12 protein-coding genes and 1 tRNA gene are annotated in these 16025 nt (G+C 60.8%); 8 read left to right on the top strand and 5 right to left on the bottom strand.

Annotated elements, in window-relative coordinates:
- Positions 1-41: 41 nt before the first annotated feature.
- Together BJ985_RS00990 and BJ985_RS00995 are read right to left on the bottom strand one after the other, a co-directional pair.
- Complete coding sequence (locus BJ985_RS00990) at positions 42-1679, bottom strand: IS30 family transposase (protein WP_179386291.1); 1638 nt, start codon at positions 1677-1679, stop codon at positions 42-44.
- A gap of 60 nt (positions 1680-1739) precedes the next feature.
- Positions 1740-3101, bottom strand: coding sequence for a dicarboxylate/amino acid:cation symporter (locus BJ985_RS00995; RefSeq protein ID WP_179386302.1), 1362 nt, complete (start codon positions 3099-3101; stop codon positions 1740-1742).
- A gap of 281 nt (positions 3102-3382) precedes the next feature.
- Between BJ985_RS00995 and BJ985_RS01000 the strand changes: the two genes are divergently transcribed.
- The 5 genes from BJ985_RS01000 (at position 3383) to nrfD (ending at position 10727) form a co-directional block, all read left to right on the top strand.
- Complete coding sequence (locus BJ985_RS01000; protein ID WP_005327456.1) at positions 3383-4465, top strand: thermonuclease family protein; 1083 nt, start codon at positions 3383-3385, stop codon at positions 4463-4465.
- Between the two features lie 189 nt (positions 4466-4654).
- A complete protein-coding gene (gene pcp / locus BJ985_RS01005) occupies positions 4655-5242 on the top strand; it encodes a pyroglutamyl-peptidase I (protein WP_179386303.1) in 588 nt (195 codons plus the stop codon).
- Positions 5243-5289: 47 nt separating this feature from the next.
- On the top strand, positions 5290-8556 hold the full coding sequence (gene fdnG / locus BJ985_RS01015; protein WP_236587074.1) for a formate dehydrogenase-N subunit alpha: 3267 nt from the start codon (positions 5290-5292) through the stop codon (positions 8554-8556).
- Positions 8557-9615 carry a 4Fe-4S dicluster domain-containing protein gene (locus tag BJ985_RS01020; RefSeq protein ID WP_179386305.1) on the top strand — a complete coding sequence of 353 codons (1059 nt, stop codon included), beginning with the start codon at positions 8557-8559 and terminating at the stop codon, positions 9613-9615. It abuts the gene before it with no gap.
- Positions 9612-10727 (top strand): NrfD/PsrC family molybdoenzyme membrane anchor subunit, encoded by a 1116-nt coding sequence (gene nrfD / locus BJ985_RS01025; protein WP_179386306.1) that lies wholly within the window; start codon positions 9612-9614, stop codon positions 10725-10727. The genes BJ985_RS01020 and nrfD overlap by 4 nt, the downstream gene beginning before the upstream one ends.
- Here nrfD and BJ985_RS01030 read toward each other — a convergent pair.
- From BJ985_RS01030 to BJ985_RS01040, 3 genes are all read right to left on the bottom strand, one after another.
- The gene (locus tag BJ985_RS01030) at positions 10724-10966 is read right to left on the bottom strand and encodes a hypothetical protein (RefSeq protein WP_050776581.1); all 243 of its coding nucleotides are present in this window, start codon (positions 10964-10966) and stop codon (positions 10724-10726) included. The genes nrfD and BJ985_RS01030 overlap by 4 nt on opposite strands.
- 69 nt (positions 10967-11035) lie before the next feature.
- Positions 11036-12019: a selenide, water dikinase SelD gene (gene selD / locus BJ985_RS01035; protein ID WP_005323570.1), complete on the bottom strand. Its 984-nt coding sequence runs from the start codon at positions 12017-12019 to the stop codon at positions 11036-11038.
- Positions 12020-12031: 12 nt separating this feature from the next.
- On the bottom strand, positions 12032-12589 hold the full coding sequence (locus tag BJ985_RS01040) for a hypothetical protein (RefSeq protein ID WP_040425059.1): 558 nt from the start codon (positions 12587-12589) through the stop codon (positions 12032-12034).
- A gap of 213 nt (positions 12590-12802) precedes the next feature.
- Between BJ985_RS01040 and BJ985_RS01045 the strand changes: the two genes are divergently transcribed.
- The 3 genes from BJ985_RS01045 (at position 12803) to selB (ending at position 16012) form a co-directional block, all read left to right on the top strand.
- Positions 12803-12897, top strand: a tRNA-Sec gene (locus BJ985_RS01045).
- 25 nt (positions 12898-12922) lie between these two features.
- Complete coding sequence (gene selA / locus BJ985_RS01050; RefSeq protein WP_179386308.1) at positions 12923-14239, top strand: L-seryl-tRNA(Sec) selenium transferase; 1317 nt, start codon at positions 12923-12925, stop codon at positions 14237-14239.
- A complete protein-coding gene (selB, locus tag BJ985_RS01055) occupies positions 14240-16012 on the top strand; it encodes a selenocysteine-specific translation elongation factor (protein ID WP_005323567.1) in 1773 nt (590 codons plus the stop codon).
- The last annotated feature ends 13 nt before the right edge of the window (positions 16013-16025 follow it).

The following is a 16025-nucleotide window of genomic DNA, read 5'->3' on the forward strand; positions in this document are numbered from 1 at the left end:
TATTTAGGGGCGGATTCTAGGGGTCGTTGCAACGATGATGGTTAGTTTGGTTTGATGCTACCGGTTTGTGTGAGGGCGTTGGTCATGACTTCGGCTGGGGTGCGCCAGTTGAGTGCTTTGCGTGGTTTGTGGTTGTGAATGTTGGCGATCATTTCTAGGTCCTCGGCGCTGTAGATGGACAGGTCGCTGTTTTTGGGAAGGTTTCTTCTGAGCCTGCCGTTGGTGTTTTCGTTGCTGCCGCGTTCCCATGGTGATCCTGGATGGCAGAAGTAGATGGGAATGTCAGTGGCCATGGTAAAAGCTTTATGACCAGCCATTTCGCTTCCTTGGTCCCAGGTAATTGATGACCAGATAGCTTTATCGATTCCTGTAACTGCCTTGTGCAGGGCTGTGAATACTTCTTTGCTGGTATGCCTTCCCGGTAAGTGGCCAAGGACAACAAATCGGCTAACACGTTCTACTAGCGTGATTACCGCTGATTGGTTGTTTTTACCGAGGATGAGGTCGCCTTCCCAGTGGCCTGGCAAAATACGTTCACTTACCTCATCTGGCCGGTCGTCTATGAGGATCATGTCGTCGACGAAGCGTTGCTGGGCAGGTGTGCTGGAGCGGGTTTGGCGTTTCTTGCGTTTCTTTCTACCGGTCGGCAAGTCCAGGCCAAGGTCTTTGAGTCTTCCTTTGGCCTGCAGGTAAAAGGCGTCATAAATCGTTTCGTGACTAATGCGCATGTCCTTATCAGTGGGGTAGTCGATGGGCAGGCGATTAGAAATCTCCTCAGGTGACCATTGTGCCCGCAATTGTGCGCATACATAGTCCCATAGTCTTTTGTTGGCTAGTAGTTTCGGTATTTTCGGCCGCAACCTCCGCGCACAGGCCTTTAACTGGGCTGTTTCTGCACGATACGGGCCTTGAGCACTGTGGTTTCTGCGTACTTCACGCTGAATTGACGATGCACTTCGCCCTAAACGGCGCCCAATCTCACGCAGTGGCACATCTTCGCGGAGAAGATCGGCGATGATGACGCGTTCTTCGAAGCAAATGTAGCGATTGCTGATGCGTTTATACGGATCTACCCCGCTAGGTAAGGCGGGAGGGGCAAGCCTTCCGGATTCGATGACATCATGGCGTTGGCGCAGCGCTTTCATAAGTCTGTTATACGTGCTGGCGTCTTCGCCGACGGGTATGAACTCTTCTCGTCGACCCTGGGATTTGGTGAGTCCTTTTTCGAAATCTAAACGCAGTCGACGATCAATTCCTACTGCCGTGCCAGCATCACCACCAGGCAGGCTCGCCAGCCGAAGGCGCAGGTATTCCACTCTTAACTGCGTCTGGCGGACTTTCCGAGCATACTGACTTAACCGGATATGGCACCCAGCTTCCGTAGCTACGGCATACGCAGCGGTAAGATGCATCCCACATCTTTTAGCAGCTTGGCGTACCGACAGTCCGCTTCGGACTAGCTCTACAAGCTGGACAGCCTGGCTGCCGCGGCGATCAACTCGTTTGGCTTTATACACGACTGGCAATCCAAAGGCATGGCAAAAATTCAAAGCATGCCCGTAATGACAGCCAAGCTCACCAGCCGCCGAACGGACACTACGCCCACTGCCAACCAAGGCAACTAAGCCACGACGATCCGATTCAGACAACGAATGAAACGGGCCAACAACCCCAGACACAACAACACCCTCCTAAGGGAAAGTGTTGCAACGACCCTCTGAACTCAAGAGGAGACTGGTTTAAGCCTTGACGCCGATAGCCTCAGCCGAGTCAGAATCCATAATGTCCTTGACGCCGTTCTCGGCAGCATCCCAGGTTGCCTTGTCCTGGATGCCGGCGCGCTTAGCCACGATGGTGGCGCACAGCACCTGTCCGGTGACGTTCAGTGCGGTACGGCCCATGTCAATGATCGGCTCGATGGCAAGCAGGAGACCAACACCGGCCAGCGGCAGGCCGAGCGTGGAAAGCGTGAGGGTGAGCATCACCGTTGCGCCGGTGGTGCCTGCGGTAGCGGCGGAACCGATAACGGACACGAAGATGATGAGCAGGTACTGGGTGAAGTCAAGGTCGATGCCATAGAACTGGGAGACGAAGATGGCAGCGATGGCTGGGTATACGGAAGCGCAGCCATCCATCTTGGTAGTTGCGCCCAGCGGAATAGCAAAGGAAGCGTACTCGGAGGGAACGCCCATAGCCTTTTCGCTGAAACGCTCGGTAGCTGGCATGACGCCCATCGAAGAACGGGTGACAAAGCCCAGGGAGGTCACAGGCCATACGCGCTTGAAGAAACCAATGACCGGGATCTTGTTGAACTTCAGCACTGCCGGGTAGACCACGGCAAATACCAGGCCCATGCCGACGTACATGGCCAAGACGAACTTGCCCAGCGAGCCTAGTGCGTCCCAGCCGTAGGTAGCTACGGCCTTACCAATGAGGGCCGCGGTGCCAATCGGGGCAAGGCGAATAATCCACCACAGGATGACCTGAATGACCTTCAGGAAGGACTCGGTAAAGCGCAGGAAAGGCTCAGCAGACTTGCCAGTCTTGACGGCGGCGATACCAATGGCCAGCGAAATGACGAGGAGCTGGAGGGCACCAAAGCTGAGGGATACTTCGCCGTCGGAAAGCGAGGCAGAAAGGCCCACGAAGTTCTGGGGCAGAAGCTGCTCAAAGAACGCGGTCCACGAGCCGACGTGGGAAGGATCCTGCGCGGTGGCAGCATCGATGCTCGTGCCGATGCCCGGCTTCATCACGACGGCGACGATGATGCCCGTCAAGACGGAGAAGAATGCGGTGATGGCAAACCACACAAGCGTGGAAATTGCCAGGGACGCGGCGTTGGCGACCTTGCGCAGGTTAGCGACGGAGGTAACAACAGCGGCGAAGATCAGTGGCGGGATCATCACCTTGAGCAGCTGGACGTAGGCGCTGCCGACGCCCGTGAGCAGGGTGGTCAACCAGCCCGGGTTATCTGGGTCGGTATCCATGCCGGAGGCAATGAAGCCCAGGATAAGGCCGATGATGAGGCCCGCGATGACCTGAGCACCGAATCCCGTGGCCCAGCCGGGAAGCTTGGAGCGCGAAGATTCTTGTTGAGACATAAAGATTCCTTTGAAAATAGAAATGGACAGATCGGACTATTTTCCAGATACTGTCCTGTTCAACTTCAACATCGCTCAGCTTATTCCTTCTGCGTCCATAGGCACAAAGTGCGAGTTATATGCAGTGGCCGCAACCTCATCCTTCGCGCTCACGGAGAGGTGGTTTTGTGCTTGCTTTTCGACGCCGGTGAGCGCGAAGGGAAGGGACCTTGAACTACCACGTGTGTCCCATTGCTAACTTTAGATAGCTACTCTCTCTATCTTTCTCAGGAGGAACATTCATGGGCTGGGTTAAACCTCTCGTTGGCATTTTCGCAGTTGGCGCAGTGGCTTCCGTTGCTTTAGGCGGCGGTGATGAAGATACTGTGGTGGTCAACCGAGTGATCGATGGCGACACCATTGACGTCGACATAGACGGCGAAAATACCCGCGTCCGGCTACTTAATATTGATACGCCGGAGATCGGCCATAACGGCGAACCGAGTGAGTGCCTCGCGGAGGAAGCGAAGCAGTACCTGGAAGGGCGGCTGCCAAAAGGGACGGAGGTTCGGTTGGAATATGACTCCGAGCGGACCGACAAGTACGGCCGCACTCTTGCCGGTGTCTTTATCGACGATGACTTCATTAACGCGGATGTCGCGGCCGAAGGGTTAGCCACGGCGGTTGTATTTGGCGGAAACGACAAGTTTTATGACGAAGTGCGCAATGCCGAACGCGGCCCTAAAGACGCCGGCGAAGGGATCTTTGGGGTCTCAGACGAGTGCAAGGTTTCCAGCGATAAGAACATGGCCGAGGCGGTTAGCGGCGCTGAAGCTGCAGCGGCAGCATTTGCAGCTTCCGGGGAAGCTGATATTGCAGGGTACGAGGATGTACTGGACAAGTCAGCAGCTGCGAAGGCCGGATTGGCGGTTCTGACTCGCCACAAAGATGATCGAAGCACCTTCCAGAAAGCAGCGTATCCGGATGCTCCCAAGGAGATTGCCGCGAAGAAGGAACGCGAGCTTGAGGGGGAGGAGAAACAAGCCCGCGAAGGGCTCGAGAAGTTGGAGGAGAAAGAGCGGGAGGAAGAGAAGCGTGAAAAGGAGCGCCAGGAAGAAGAACGCCGCCGTGCAGAGCAGCGGCAAGAAGAGATTCATCAGCAGGAGCACTACGCGCCGGAAGTAGAGGTAGCGGAGCAGCCAACGCACGATGAGGTGGCTGACTACCAAGCCCCCGAGCAGCAGCCGGCACCTCAGCCGGCGCCGGTGGTCGATAACTACACCGGGTGCCGAGCTTATGGCGGAAACTATGCCTTGACGTCCGTGGATAAGAAAGGGCGTTCCTACGCGAAGATCGACTGCACTACGAAGCAACAGATTGGTTAGGCAGCCTGCCCTTCGCGCTCACGGGCAGGGCCCTGAGTGCTTTGAGTATGGCTCCCGGTGAGCGCGAGGGGAGTGGGGATTGTGGCCTACGCCCTTGCTGCTCACCGGGGCCAAGGGGAAGCGCCATTTAGGTGCTGCCGGTGAGCGCGAAGGGGGTGGGAGGGCCCGGGGATCTGGAATACTGGCAGCATGAAAATCCTCGTAACCGCATTCGACGCCTTCGGCGGGGAGAGCATAAACCCCACGGAACGAGCTCTTCAGCAACTACCGGATCGCATTGGAGACGCGGAGCTCATCAAGCTGGTGATCCCGACGAAGTTCGGGGAATCGCTGCGTCGGGCGATTGAGGCCGCGGAGGTCTCGGCGGTCGATGCAATTGTATGTTTGGGCCAGGCCGGTGGACGGGCACATATCACCCCAGAGCGGGTCGCGATTAACGTTATGGATGCCGATATTCCTGATAATGCGGGTTATCAGCCGGTCGATGTGCCGGTAGTGGAAGGCGGCCCGGCGGCATATTTCTCTACGCTGCCGGTAAAGGAAATGGTTGCGGCAATGGAGGATATTCCGGCGCGGTTGTCGAATACGGCCGGGACTTTCGTGTGTAACCAGCTGCTCTATGGTCTCTTGCATCGCTTCGCGGACACCGGGATAAGCGCCGGATTTGTCCACGTCCCGTTCAGTACAGAGCAGGAGAAAACGGATAAGCCCATGATGGAGCTGGCGGACATCGTTGAGGGGATTAAGCGGGCACTCTGGGCGGTGCAAGCTAGTTAGGGTAGCCTTTGTAGCTTTTTTAACCGGTGAAATATAGATTAAAGGACATGTCTCGCTTTAGCCCTCTCAACTGGCCGGTTGTGCGCCAGCTGCGCAGTGGCGATCCCTTCGGCAGGGACGTCAATACGCAGTCTCAAAAGAGTAAAGATAAGCATGGGCGCACCGTGGAAGCAGACCGCGTGGTGCAGTCGGTGTGCCCGTACTGTGCGGTTGGTTGCTCGCAGCGCGTATATGTCAAAGATGACCGCGTCATCCAGGTGGAGGGCGATCCGGATTCGCCTATTTCCCGTGGGCGCCTGTGCCCGAAGGGATCTGCGTCGGAGCAGCTGATCAACTCCGCTACGCGCTTGACCAAGATTAAGTACCGTGCGCCGCACTCTACGGAGTGGCAGGACCTTGATGAAGATACCGCGATGGAGATGATTGCGGATCGTTTCTTGGAAGCCCGCCGCAATGGCTGGCAGGATGTGGACGATGAAGGTCGTGCGCTCAACCGCACGATGGGCATCGCCGGTTTGGGCGGTGCGACCTTGGATAATGAGGAAAATTACCTCATCAAGAAGCTATTTACCGCCGCTGGTGCGATTCAGCTCGAGAACCAGGCGCGCATATGACACTCCGCCACCGTTCCTAGTCTAGGAACTTCGTTTGGCCGCGGCGGCGCAACCCAACCGCTGCAGGATATGGCGAATGCGGACTGCATCGTCATTGAGGGTTCTAACATGGCCGAGTGTCACCCAGTGGGATTCCAGTGGGTGGTGGAAGCCAAGAAGCGTGGTGCCCGCATCATTCACGTGGATCCGCGCTATACGCGCACGTCAGCCTTTGCGAATCGCCACATTGGCATTCGCGGCGGCACGGACGTGGTGCTTTTGGGCGCAGTCATTAACTACCTGCTGGACAATGACCTGTATTTCCATGACTACGTGGTGGCGTATACCAATGCGCCGATGATCATCTCGGAGGACTACCAGGACACCGAAGATCTGGACGGCCTGTTCTCTGGTTATGACCCAGAGACCGGTAAGTACGTCACGGATTCGTGGCAGTACGTACAGAAACCGGAGGGTGCGTCGTGGAATGTGGAACGCGATGAGACGCTAGAGCATCCGAATTCGGTTTTCCAGATTCTCAAGCGGCACTACGCGCGCTATACGCCTGAGGTAGTGGAGGAGACCTGCGGTATTGCGCAGGAGGACTTCTATTACCTAGCGGAGTCGATCGCGCAGAATTCTACGCCGGATCGCACCACCTGCTTTGCCTATGCGTTGGGCTTTACCCAGCACACCCTGGGTGCGCAGTTCATTCGTACCGCCGCCATCTTGCAGCTTCTCACCGGCAATGTGGGTCGCCCAGGTTCGGGCATTATGGCGTTGCGCGGTCACGCCTCGATTCAGGGCTCTACCGATATCCCGACGTTGTTCCACTCGTTGCCGGGGTATTTGCCCATGCCGAGCGTCGATAAGCAAAGCTGGCCAGAGTTCGTTGATGGAATCCGTAACGAGTCGCAGAAGGGCTTCTGGCAGATTGGTGAGAACTACGCAGTCTCGCTGATGAAGTCCTATTGGGGCGATGCGGCAACCAAGGACAATGGATGGGGCTATGACCTCATGCCGCGCATTTCTGGTGCGCATTCTACCTATGAAACGCTCATGGCCATGTTGGATCAACAGGTGGAAGGCTACTTTGTCTTTGGCCAGAACCCGGCCGTCGCGCAGTCCAATGGCGGCATGCAGCGCCGCGGCTTGGCGGCGCTGAAGTGGCTGGTCGTACGCGATTTCCAGGAGATTGAGACCGCCTCTTTCTGGAAGGATTCGCCGGAGATTAAAAACGGCGAGCTTAAGACCGAAGACATCGGCACTGAGGTCTTCTTGATGCCGGCGGCTACCCACGTGGAAAAGGCAGGAACCTTTACCCAGACGCAGCGCATGTTGCAGTGGCGTTTCCAGGCAGCCCCGCCGCCAGGCGATGCCAAGAGTGACCTGTGGTTCTTCTACCAGCTGGGCAAAAAGATTAAGGAACGCCTGCGCGATTCCACCGATCCGCGAGATATTCCTCTGCAGAAGGTCACGTGGGACTATGTAGAAACCGAGGAAGGCGAGCCGAATTCTGAGGACGTCCTCAAGGAGATCAACGGCTACTACCTCGAGGGCCCGAAGAAGGGCGAGCTTTTGCCTGCCTTTGTGGAGATGAAGAATGACGGCAGCACCTCGGGCGGTTGCTGGATCTACACCGGCGTGTTTAAGGACGGCATTAATCAGTCCGCGCGCAAGGTTCCGGGTTCGGAGCAAAACGAGGTAGCTCCCGAGTGGGGTTGGGTATGGCCGGCCAACCGCCGCCTGCTCTACAACCGTGCTTCGGCGAAGCCGGACGGCACTCCGTGGTCCGAACGCAAGAAATATGTGTGGTGGGACGCTGACCAGGGTCAATGGGTTGGCGATGACGTGCCGGACTTCCCGGCTACCAAGGCCCCGGACTACAAGGCTCCGGTCGACGCCGTGGGCCCGGACGCCCTCGACGGCACCGATGCCTTCATCATGCAGGCGGATGGCCGCGGTTGGCTCTTTGCACCGACCGGGCTTTCCGACGGCCCATTGCCTACCCACTATGAGCCGCACGAGTCCCCGGTGCACAACGTGCTGTACAAGCAGCAGCAGTCACCGACGCGCCTGACCATTAAGCGCCCAGACAACCTGTCGCGCCCAGAACCTGGTGAGCCGGGCTCCGAGGTGTTCCCGTTTGTCTTTTCCACCTATCGCCTCACCGAGATGTATACCTCGGGTGCGATGTCGCGCCGCCTGCCGTATTTGGCGGAGCTGCAGCCGGGCCTTTTCTGCGAGGTCGATAAGGCCTTGGCAGAAAAGCGTGGCTTGGAAAACGGCAAGTGGGCCACCATCGTCTCGCCGCGCGGCGTGATTGAGGCACAGGTCTTGGTCACTGACCGCATGCAGATGATGAAGATCAATGGCGAGGAGTTCCACCAGATCGGCCTGCCGTATCACTATGGCGAGTCCGATTCCACGGCCGTTGCAGGCGATGGTGCCAATGATTTGCTGGGCCTTACGTTGGAGCCGAACGTATTCATCCAGAATTCCAAGATCGGCGCTTGTGATATCCAGCCGGGGCGTCGCCCGCGTGGTGAGGCCCGTGTGGAGATGCTCAAGGAGTATCAGAAGCGCGCGCACCTGAACCTGGATTCCGGCAATGATCTGCTCACCGTGGATGATTCCTTCACCTATAACCCAGAGCCGCAGCAGCCCGCGGATGCGGATGAGCACGGCGAAAAGGGCGAGGAAAGCGAAGAAGGTAAGTAAATGACAAATCTTCTGACCGAAAACGCCAGCCGGCATGGCTACGACAAGTACCGCCGCATGGCCTTTTTCACCGACACTTCCGTGTGTATCGGGTGTAAGGCCTGCGAGGTGGCGTGCAAGGAGTGGAACCGCAACCCGGTAGAAGGCTATGACGTCACGGGTGATTCCTATGACAACACCGGCGCACTGGGAGCAAATACCTGGCGGCACGTGGCCTTTGTGGAGCAAAACAATGACCGCATCGAGCAGGCCCGCGAGGAGGGCAAGAATCTCATTTCCTTAGGGATGCCTTCGGTAGGGGCGCAGGCCCCGTCGGTTGATACCACCCCGCCGGATACGGATACGTTCCGGTGGCTCATGTCCTCGGACGTGTGTAAGCACTGCACGCATGCGGGCTGCTTGGACGTGTGTCCTACCGGCGCGCTGTTCCGCACCGAGTTTGGCACCGTTGTGGTCCAAGATGATGTGTGCAATGGCTGCGGTACCTGCGTGGCCGGCTGCCCGTTTGGCGTCATCGAGCGCCGCGATGACGGCGGTGTGGCGCTGAAGTACGACAAGACGGCCACGGTGGATTACGTGGATAATTCCCATGCCGGCGTGAACGTGCTGAAAAAGCTTAAGCAGCTTGCCCCGCAGGGGCCGGACCACACGCCAGGCGAGTCGATGCCGATTAAGAATTTGGGTGTGGCCCAAAAGTGCACCATGTGCTACGACCGCCTGAAGCAGGGAGAGCAGCCAGCATGTTCTAAGACCTGTCCTACCGATTCCATTCAGTTCGGCCCGTACGAGGAGATGGTGGCCGCGGCCAAGGAACGCGTGCGTGTATTGCACGAGCAAGGGCTTACCGAGGCCCGCCTTTACGGCGCCAACCAGGACGATGGCGTGGGCGGAACCGGCTCCATCTTCCTGCTTTTGGATTCACCTGAGGTCTACGGTTTGCCGCCGGACCCGCGCGTGCCGACGGCCGATTTACCGCAGATGTATAAGACCGCAGCCAAGGCTATCGGCGGCATGGCGCTGGCCGTGGCCGGTTCCTTCCTGATTGGGGGACGCAAATGAGCAACTTTGATGAATACCGTCCACCGCAGCCGGAGCGCCGCAATCGCTACCGGAAGTTCGATGGTACGAAGCCGAAGAAGAAGCGGAAGCGTCCAGGCGCGGGTGCGCAGGACGGCTCCAAAGAGGAGCGCATGGCGCAGGACTTCGAGTTCTCGTCTTACTACGGCCGACCTGTGGTGAAGGCTCCGCCGTGGGAATGGCCTATCGGCGCCTACCTCTTTCTGGGCGGTGTGAGCGGTGGCTCGGGACTCTTGGCCGCTGGTGCACAGGCCGTGGGCAATGCGCCGCTGCGTCGCACCACGCGGATCTCTGCCTTTGGCGCGGCGGCCGTGGGATCGGTCTTTTTGATTCTGGATTTGGGCCGCCCGGAACGCGCATTGAACATGTTCCGCGTCTTCAAGGTGACCTCGCCAATGTCCATGGGCTCGTGGATTTTGTCGGGCTTTGCCAGCGCGGCCGCGCTGCCTGCCGCCGCGGAAGTGGACGCGGCGACTGGCCACAAGCTGCCGCTGCCGAAATTCGTGCGCACGGCGCTGAAGAAGTCGGCCGGGCCGGCGGGCGCGGTCGCGGGTGTACTCGGTGGTCCGCTCGCAGGCTATACCGCGGTATTGCTGTCCAATACCTCGAACCCGGTGTGGAATGACATGAAAAAGCACCTGCCGTATGTCTTCGTTTCCTCGGCAGGTGCGGCGTCGTCAGGCCTGGCTATGGTGACCACTCCGGTCGAGCACGCGGGACCGGCCCGTGTGTTGGGCATGGCCGCTGCAGCAAGTGATCTGGCAGCGACCAAGGTGCTGGAGGAAGGCATGGAGCCGGAGCCGCGCGAAGCTCTGCACCAGGGTAAGCCGGGCGCGTTGATGAAGGCTTCGGAATACTTCATCGCAGCCGGCGGTGTCGGTAGCGCGGTGGCTGCGGTGACGAAGTCGCGGGCGGTCTCGGTGGCTGCGGGGCTATCGCTCTTGGCTGGCTCGGCGTGCACGCGCTTTGGCGTGCTCAACGCCGGCTTGGAAGCGGTGAAGAACCCGGAGACCACCATCGGGCCGCAGAAGCGCCGGGCGGAAAGGCGCCGGCGCGAGCAGGGCCTCGACCACGATGTGGTGAGCCCGGACTAGTCCAGGTCCTGCAGGGCGGGGGCGAGCTCCGCGCCGATGTCTTCCATGCGTTGTTGCTCGGCTGCGGAGTCGCGGCCATCGCGGTGAAGGTAGTAGTTCAGCGCCACATCGCCCACGGTGGTCACGCACGTGGTAGACACTGACTCTTCGACCGGCCAGGCGGAGCAGTAAAAGCGCCTGTCAGCGGCGGTGAACTCGAAGGGGGAGTACTCATTGGCGATGCCCCCTCGGACGAGCACCCCACCAGCCCCGCCCCGGCTAGGGCGGTGGAGGCGAGGGTGAGGAAAGCGGGGAGGCGTCGGCGCATCTTAGGCCTTAATGAACGCATCGCCGGTGCGCTCGGTGGTATGGCCGATGACGGGGTAGCCGGGAACCTCGCCGATGAGGAGGAGGCCGCCGGAAGTTTGGGCGTCGGCAAGCAGCACTAGCTCTTCCTCGCTCAAGGAGGTATCGAGGTGTGGGCGCACCCAGTCGAGATTGCGGCGAGAGCCGCCGGGGATGAAGCCCTCTGCCAGCGCTTCCTTTGCGCCTTCGATGGTGGGCACGGCGGAAAAATCGAGCTCCGCGGCGATGCCGGAGGCCCGGCACAGCTTGTATAAGTGGCCGAGCAACCCGAAGCCGGTGACATCCGTGGCGGCACGCACGCCCGCCTCCACCGCGGCGCGGGCGGCCTCACGGTTCAAGGTGGTCATGGAATCGACCGCGGCCTGGGAGACCTCGCCGGTGGCCTTGTGCTTGTTGTTGAGGATGCCCACGCCAATGGGCTTGGTTAGGGTGATGGGCAGGCCGGGTTCGGCGGCGTCGTTGCGCATGAGCTTGTCGGGGGCCACGATGCCGGTAGCTGCCATACCGTACAGGGGCTCGGGCGCGGTGATGGAATGCCCACCTGTTACGGAGATGCCGGCCTCGGTGGCTATATCCATGCCGCCGCGCAGGACCTCGCGCAGCACATCCAGGCCCAGCTTTTCATTGGGCCAGCCCACCAGGTTGATGGCGGTAACCGGGGTGCCACCCATGGCATAGACATCAGAGAGCGCATTGGCCGCGGCCACCCGCCCCCAGTCATAGGGGTCATTGAGCATGGGAGTGAAAAAGTCCGCGGTGGAGATAACCGCCAGGCCATCTTGAATCTTTACGGCTGCGGCATCATCGCCATCGTCCAAGCCGACCAGCACGTTGGGGTCGGCCTTGCCAATGAGGCCTTCGACGGCGGATTCCAGCTGCCCAGCGGGGATCTTGCAGGCGCAGCCGCCACCAGCTGCGAAAGAGGTGAGCTTAATATCTTGGGTCATAGCGCCATTTTACTAGCCCCAGGAAATTGCCTCCGCGCGGTCGAGGCGGTTGAAGGAGGGCACGTGGAAGTGGAACTGTGCCCCGTGGGGATCGCTTGCCGCATGGGCAGGTTCTGTAAAGGAAACCAGTGCGGTGCGATAGGTCTGGCCCACCTTGGGTATCGCAGGGACCTGGCTATATGGGCAGCTTGCCGCGGCGGAGTTGGGCACCTCATTGGCGCGCGAGCCATCAGCTGTAGCTGGTGCGAGGTCTGGAAGGGAGGTCGGTGCGGAGGTATCCGCTGCTCCGAGGTACGTCAGCGATACTGGGAAACAAATGGTGGAGGCGGACTCGGGGAGGGTGAAGTCTTCCGAAGAGCCGGTAGGGCGGATGTTGTCAGCGAGGCGTGGGGCATCTACCCGAACCTTAAAATAACTTATATTTCCCTCGCGAGATTCTGTGAGGACGGAGGCCGTCTCGCCATAGCGCAAGTGGGTGCCAGGCTCGGTGGCAGTGAAGCCATGTGGGGCGCCGGCTGCGTCCTCGGTGAAGGCTTCCAGCTGCTGCGACTCCACCTCTGGTCGGGTCATGTTGGGGGACTCCGCAGGTGGGGAAGTGGCAGGGGAGCACGCGGTGGCGAGAAGGGCGAAGCCGAGTATGCAACCGGCGCCCGCGCGCCGGCCAATCTCTCGCCGCCTTAAACCTGATAGGAACATAAGTAGAATCTTAGCCTGAATCTTAGAAAAACGTTAATTGTACGGAGAATCCCGGGAAATTTCTTCCCCCGTGTAAGGTGAGCACACGGAGGCGTACGTGTCCTGGTGGGCGCCCCGGTCTTCAAAACCGGTGAGGCCGAGCATCTCGGTCTGGCAGGTTCGATTCCTGTCCGTCTCCGCCACCCGCGCGCAAGGAGGAATGCCACAGTGCCCACGCCCACGCCTGCTGCCAGCCCGGATCCCCGCAGGAATATTCCCCGCATGGACGAGCTGCTCCAGCTGCCGGAAGTAGAATCCGCGCGCCAGCGCCTAGCCGAGCACGCCATCCGCGCGATTATCCAGGGCGCAGTCACCCAAGCGCGCCGCGGCCAGCTGCCGGTCAGCGATATACCCGCAGAAATTGCGCAGCGCCTGGAACAAAAGACAGCGCATTCCTTGCAGCCGGTCATTAACGCCACCGGCGTCATCATTCATACGAACCTAGGGCGTGCCCCGCTTCCCAGCGCCGCGGTAGAGGCCCTGCAGGCCGCTGCCTCCTATACGGATGTGGAAATGGACCTGGACTCGGGCAAGCGATCCAGAAATCGCGGTGCCGGCGCCAGGGCCGCACTGCTCGCGGCCTGCCCCGGTGCAGAAGATGCCCTCGTGGTCAATAACGGCGCTAGCGCCTTGCTGCTGGCTACCGCTGCGCTCGCTCCCGGCAAAGAGGTCATCATCTCGCGCGGCGAGCTCATTGAGATAGGAGCTGGTTTTCGCCTGCCGGAGCTCATCGAGTCCACGGCCACGCGCCTCAAGGAAGTAGGCGCGACGAATCGCACGCACCTGGCCGATTATGAATGCGCGCTGGGCGATAACACCGGCGCCATCTTGAAGGTGCATCCTTCCAATTTCCGCATCGAGGGGTTTACCTCCGCAGTCGGGGTAGAGGATCTGCACCGCCTAGCGGTGGAGCACGATACGCGGCTCATCGTGGACTTGGGCTCCGGCCTGCTCACCCATGACCCAGCGCTGCCAGAGGAACCAGATATCCAGGCCCAGCTGCGCGCCGGCGCCGATATCGTCATAGCCTCCGGCGATAAGCTTCTCGGTGGCCCGCAGGCAGGAATCTTGCTCGGCACCCAGGAGGCGATTGCCGCGGTGAAGAAGCATCCGCTGGCGCGTGCGGTGCGCATAGATAAGCTGCGCCTCAACGCGCTGGAGGCGGCCATTTCAACGCCCTCGAATGCGGTGCAGGACGCCCTCCACCTCGATCCCCAGACCCACCGCGAGCGCACGGAAGCCATCGCGCAGGCAGTTGGGGCAGAAGTGGTGCCTCATGATGGCCGCGTGGGCGGCGGCGGGGCGCCGGAGTACCCGCTGCCCGGCTTCGCGGTTAGCCTGCCTGAGCACTATGCGGACGCGCTGCGCCGCCAGGACCCGCCCGTGGTAGGCCGCGTGCATCAGGGCCGCTGCTTGGTGGATATTCGCTGCGTTCCCGCCCACCACGACGCCACGGTTATTGCCGCTATTAAGGCGGTAGGCTAGGTGTACGTCGTCGCTACTGCCGGCCATGTGGACCACGGCAAGTCCACCCTGGTGCGGGCTCTTACGGAGATGGACCCGGACCGGTGGGAGGAAGAAAAGCGCCGCGGTCTTACCATTGACCTGGGGTTTGCCTGGACCACGCTGCCTTCTGGCGCGGATGTGGCTTTCGTAGATGTGCCCGGCCATGAAAAATTCCTAGGCAATATGCTCGCCGGCGTGGGCCCGGCCCCGGTCGTCCTCTTTGTTGTGGCGGCCGATGAGGGATGGCAGGCCCAGTCCACCGACCACCGCGATGCCTTGCGCGCGCTGGGAGTAGAGCACGGCATTATTGCGTTAACTCGCAGCGACCGCGCCACCGTGGACCGCACCGCAGAAATCCGAACGCAGCTGGCCGGCACCCCGCTTGCCGACGCCCCCATTATCCCCGTATCCGCCCCTACCGGCGACGGCATTGCGGCGCTGCGGCAGGCGCTCGATGAGGTCCTTGCCGATGTGCCCGCTCCCGATGCGCAGGCGCCCGTGCGCCTGTGGGTGGACCGCGCCTTTAGCGTGAAGGGCGCGGGCACCGTGGTTACCGGAACGCTCGCCGCGGGCACCCTGCGCGTGGGCGATAGCCTTAAGGTGGCCACGGCTGGTGGGGAAAGGGCTGTGGAGATCCGTGGCCTGCATAGTGAAAATCGCGAGCAGGATTCACTCGGCCCCGTCACTCGTGCGGCCGTCAACCTGCGCGGGGTGGATGCCGCCGATATCCACCGCGGCGACGTGCTGCTTACCCCGGGTGCGTGGCGCTTGGTGGACCACCTCGATGTCCGCCGCACCTTTGGCGCGGATCTCGATGGGCTGCCCGATAACCTCGTCGTGCACACCGGTACCGCCGGGGTAGAGGCCCACCTGCGTCCCTTGTCTGCCGATTTCGCGCGCATCAGCCTGGCACACCCGCTGCCGCTGCGGCTCCTTGATCGTTTCGTAGTGCGCAGCCCTGGCGGCCGGCACGTCGTCGCTGGGGTAGAGGCAGTAGATCTGCGCCCGCCGGAGCTTAACCGGCGCGGTGACGCCCGCCGCCGCGCAGAAGAGCTCAGCGCCCAGGACTCTTTCCGCGATCCCGCCTCCTACCTGCGCCGCGTCGGCTTCGCCCGTGTGGATGACTTAGCCCGCGACGGCTTTATTACCGCAGCGCCGCCGCAAGGCATTATCGCCTTCCGCGACTGGTGGATTGCGGCCTCCCAGGTAACTCGGTGGAAGCACGCGCTTACCGACGCCCTGCAAGCCCACGCTGCTGCACATCCCCTGGCACCGGGAATGCCCCGCAAAGCAGCCTTGGATGCCCTCGGCCTGCAAGAAGAAGGCTTGCTGGGCCTTGCCATCGCGGCTACGAAGGCGGAAAGCAGTGAGGGAGTGTTGCGCTTTCCCGGGCAGCGGGCGGACCTCGGTGCGGCGGAGCGCGGGGTCGCTGCCATCGAGGAAAGGCTTAAGGTAGAACCTTTTGCGGCACCCGAGGCAGATGACCTAACGGAGCTGGGCCTGGGCCCAAAGGCACTTGCCGCCGCCGAGCGCGCCGGGCGCCTCCTGCGCCTCAAGCAGGGAATCGTGCTCTTGCCCTCGGCACCGGAGGAGGCGCGCCGGCGCCTTAGCGTACTGGAGCAACCCTTTACGCTTTCGGCAGCCCGTAAAGCGCTGGGCACCACGCGACGGGTAGCCATCCCGCTGCTGGAATACCTCGACGCCCAGCGGATTACGCGCCGCGGCGACGGGGGCCAGCGCACCCTGCGCTAGCGAGGCCTCTGTG

Origin of the sequence: Corynebacterium tuberculostearicum (genome assembly GCF_013408445.1) — a bacterium.
Taxonomy (GTDB): Bacteria; Actinomycetota; Actinomycetes; order Mycobacteriales; family Mycobacteriaceae; genus Corynebacterium; species Corynebacterium tuberculostearicum.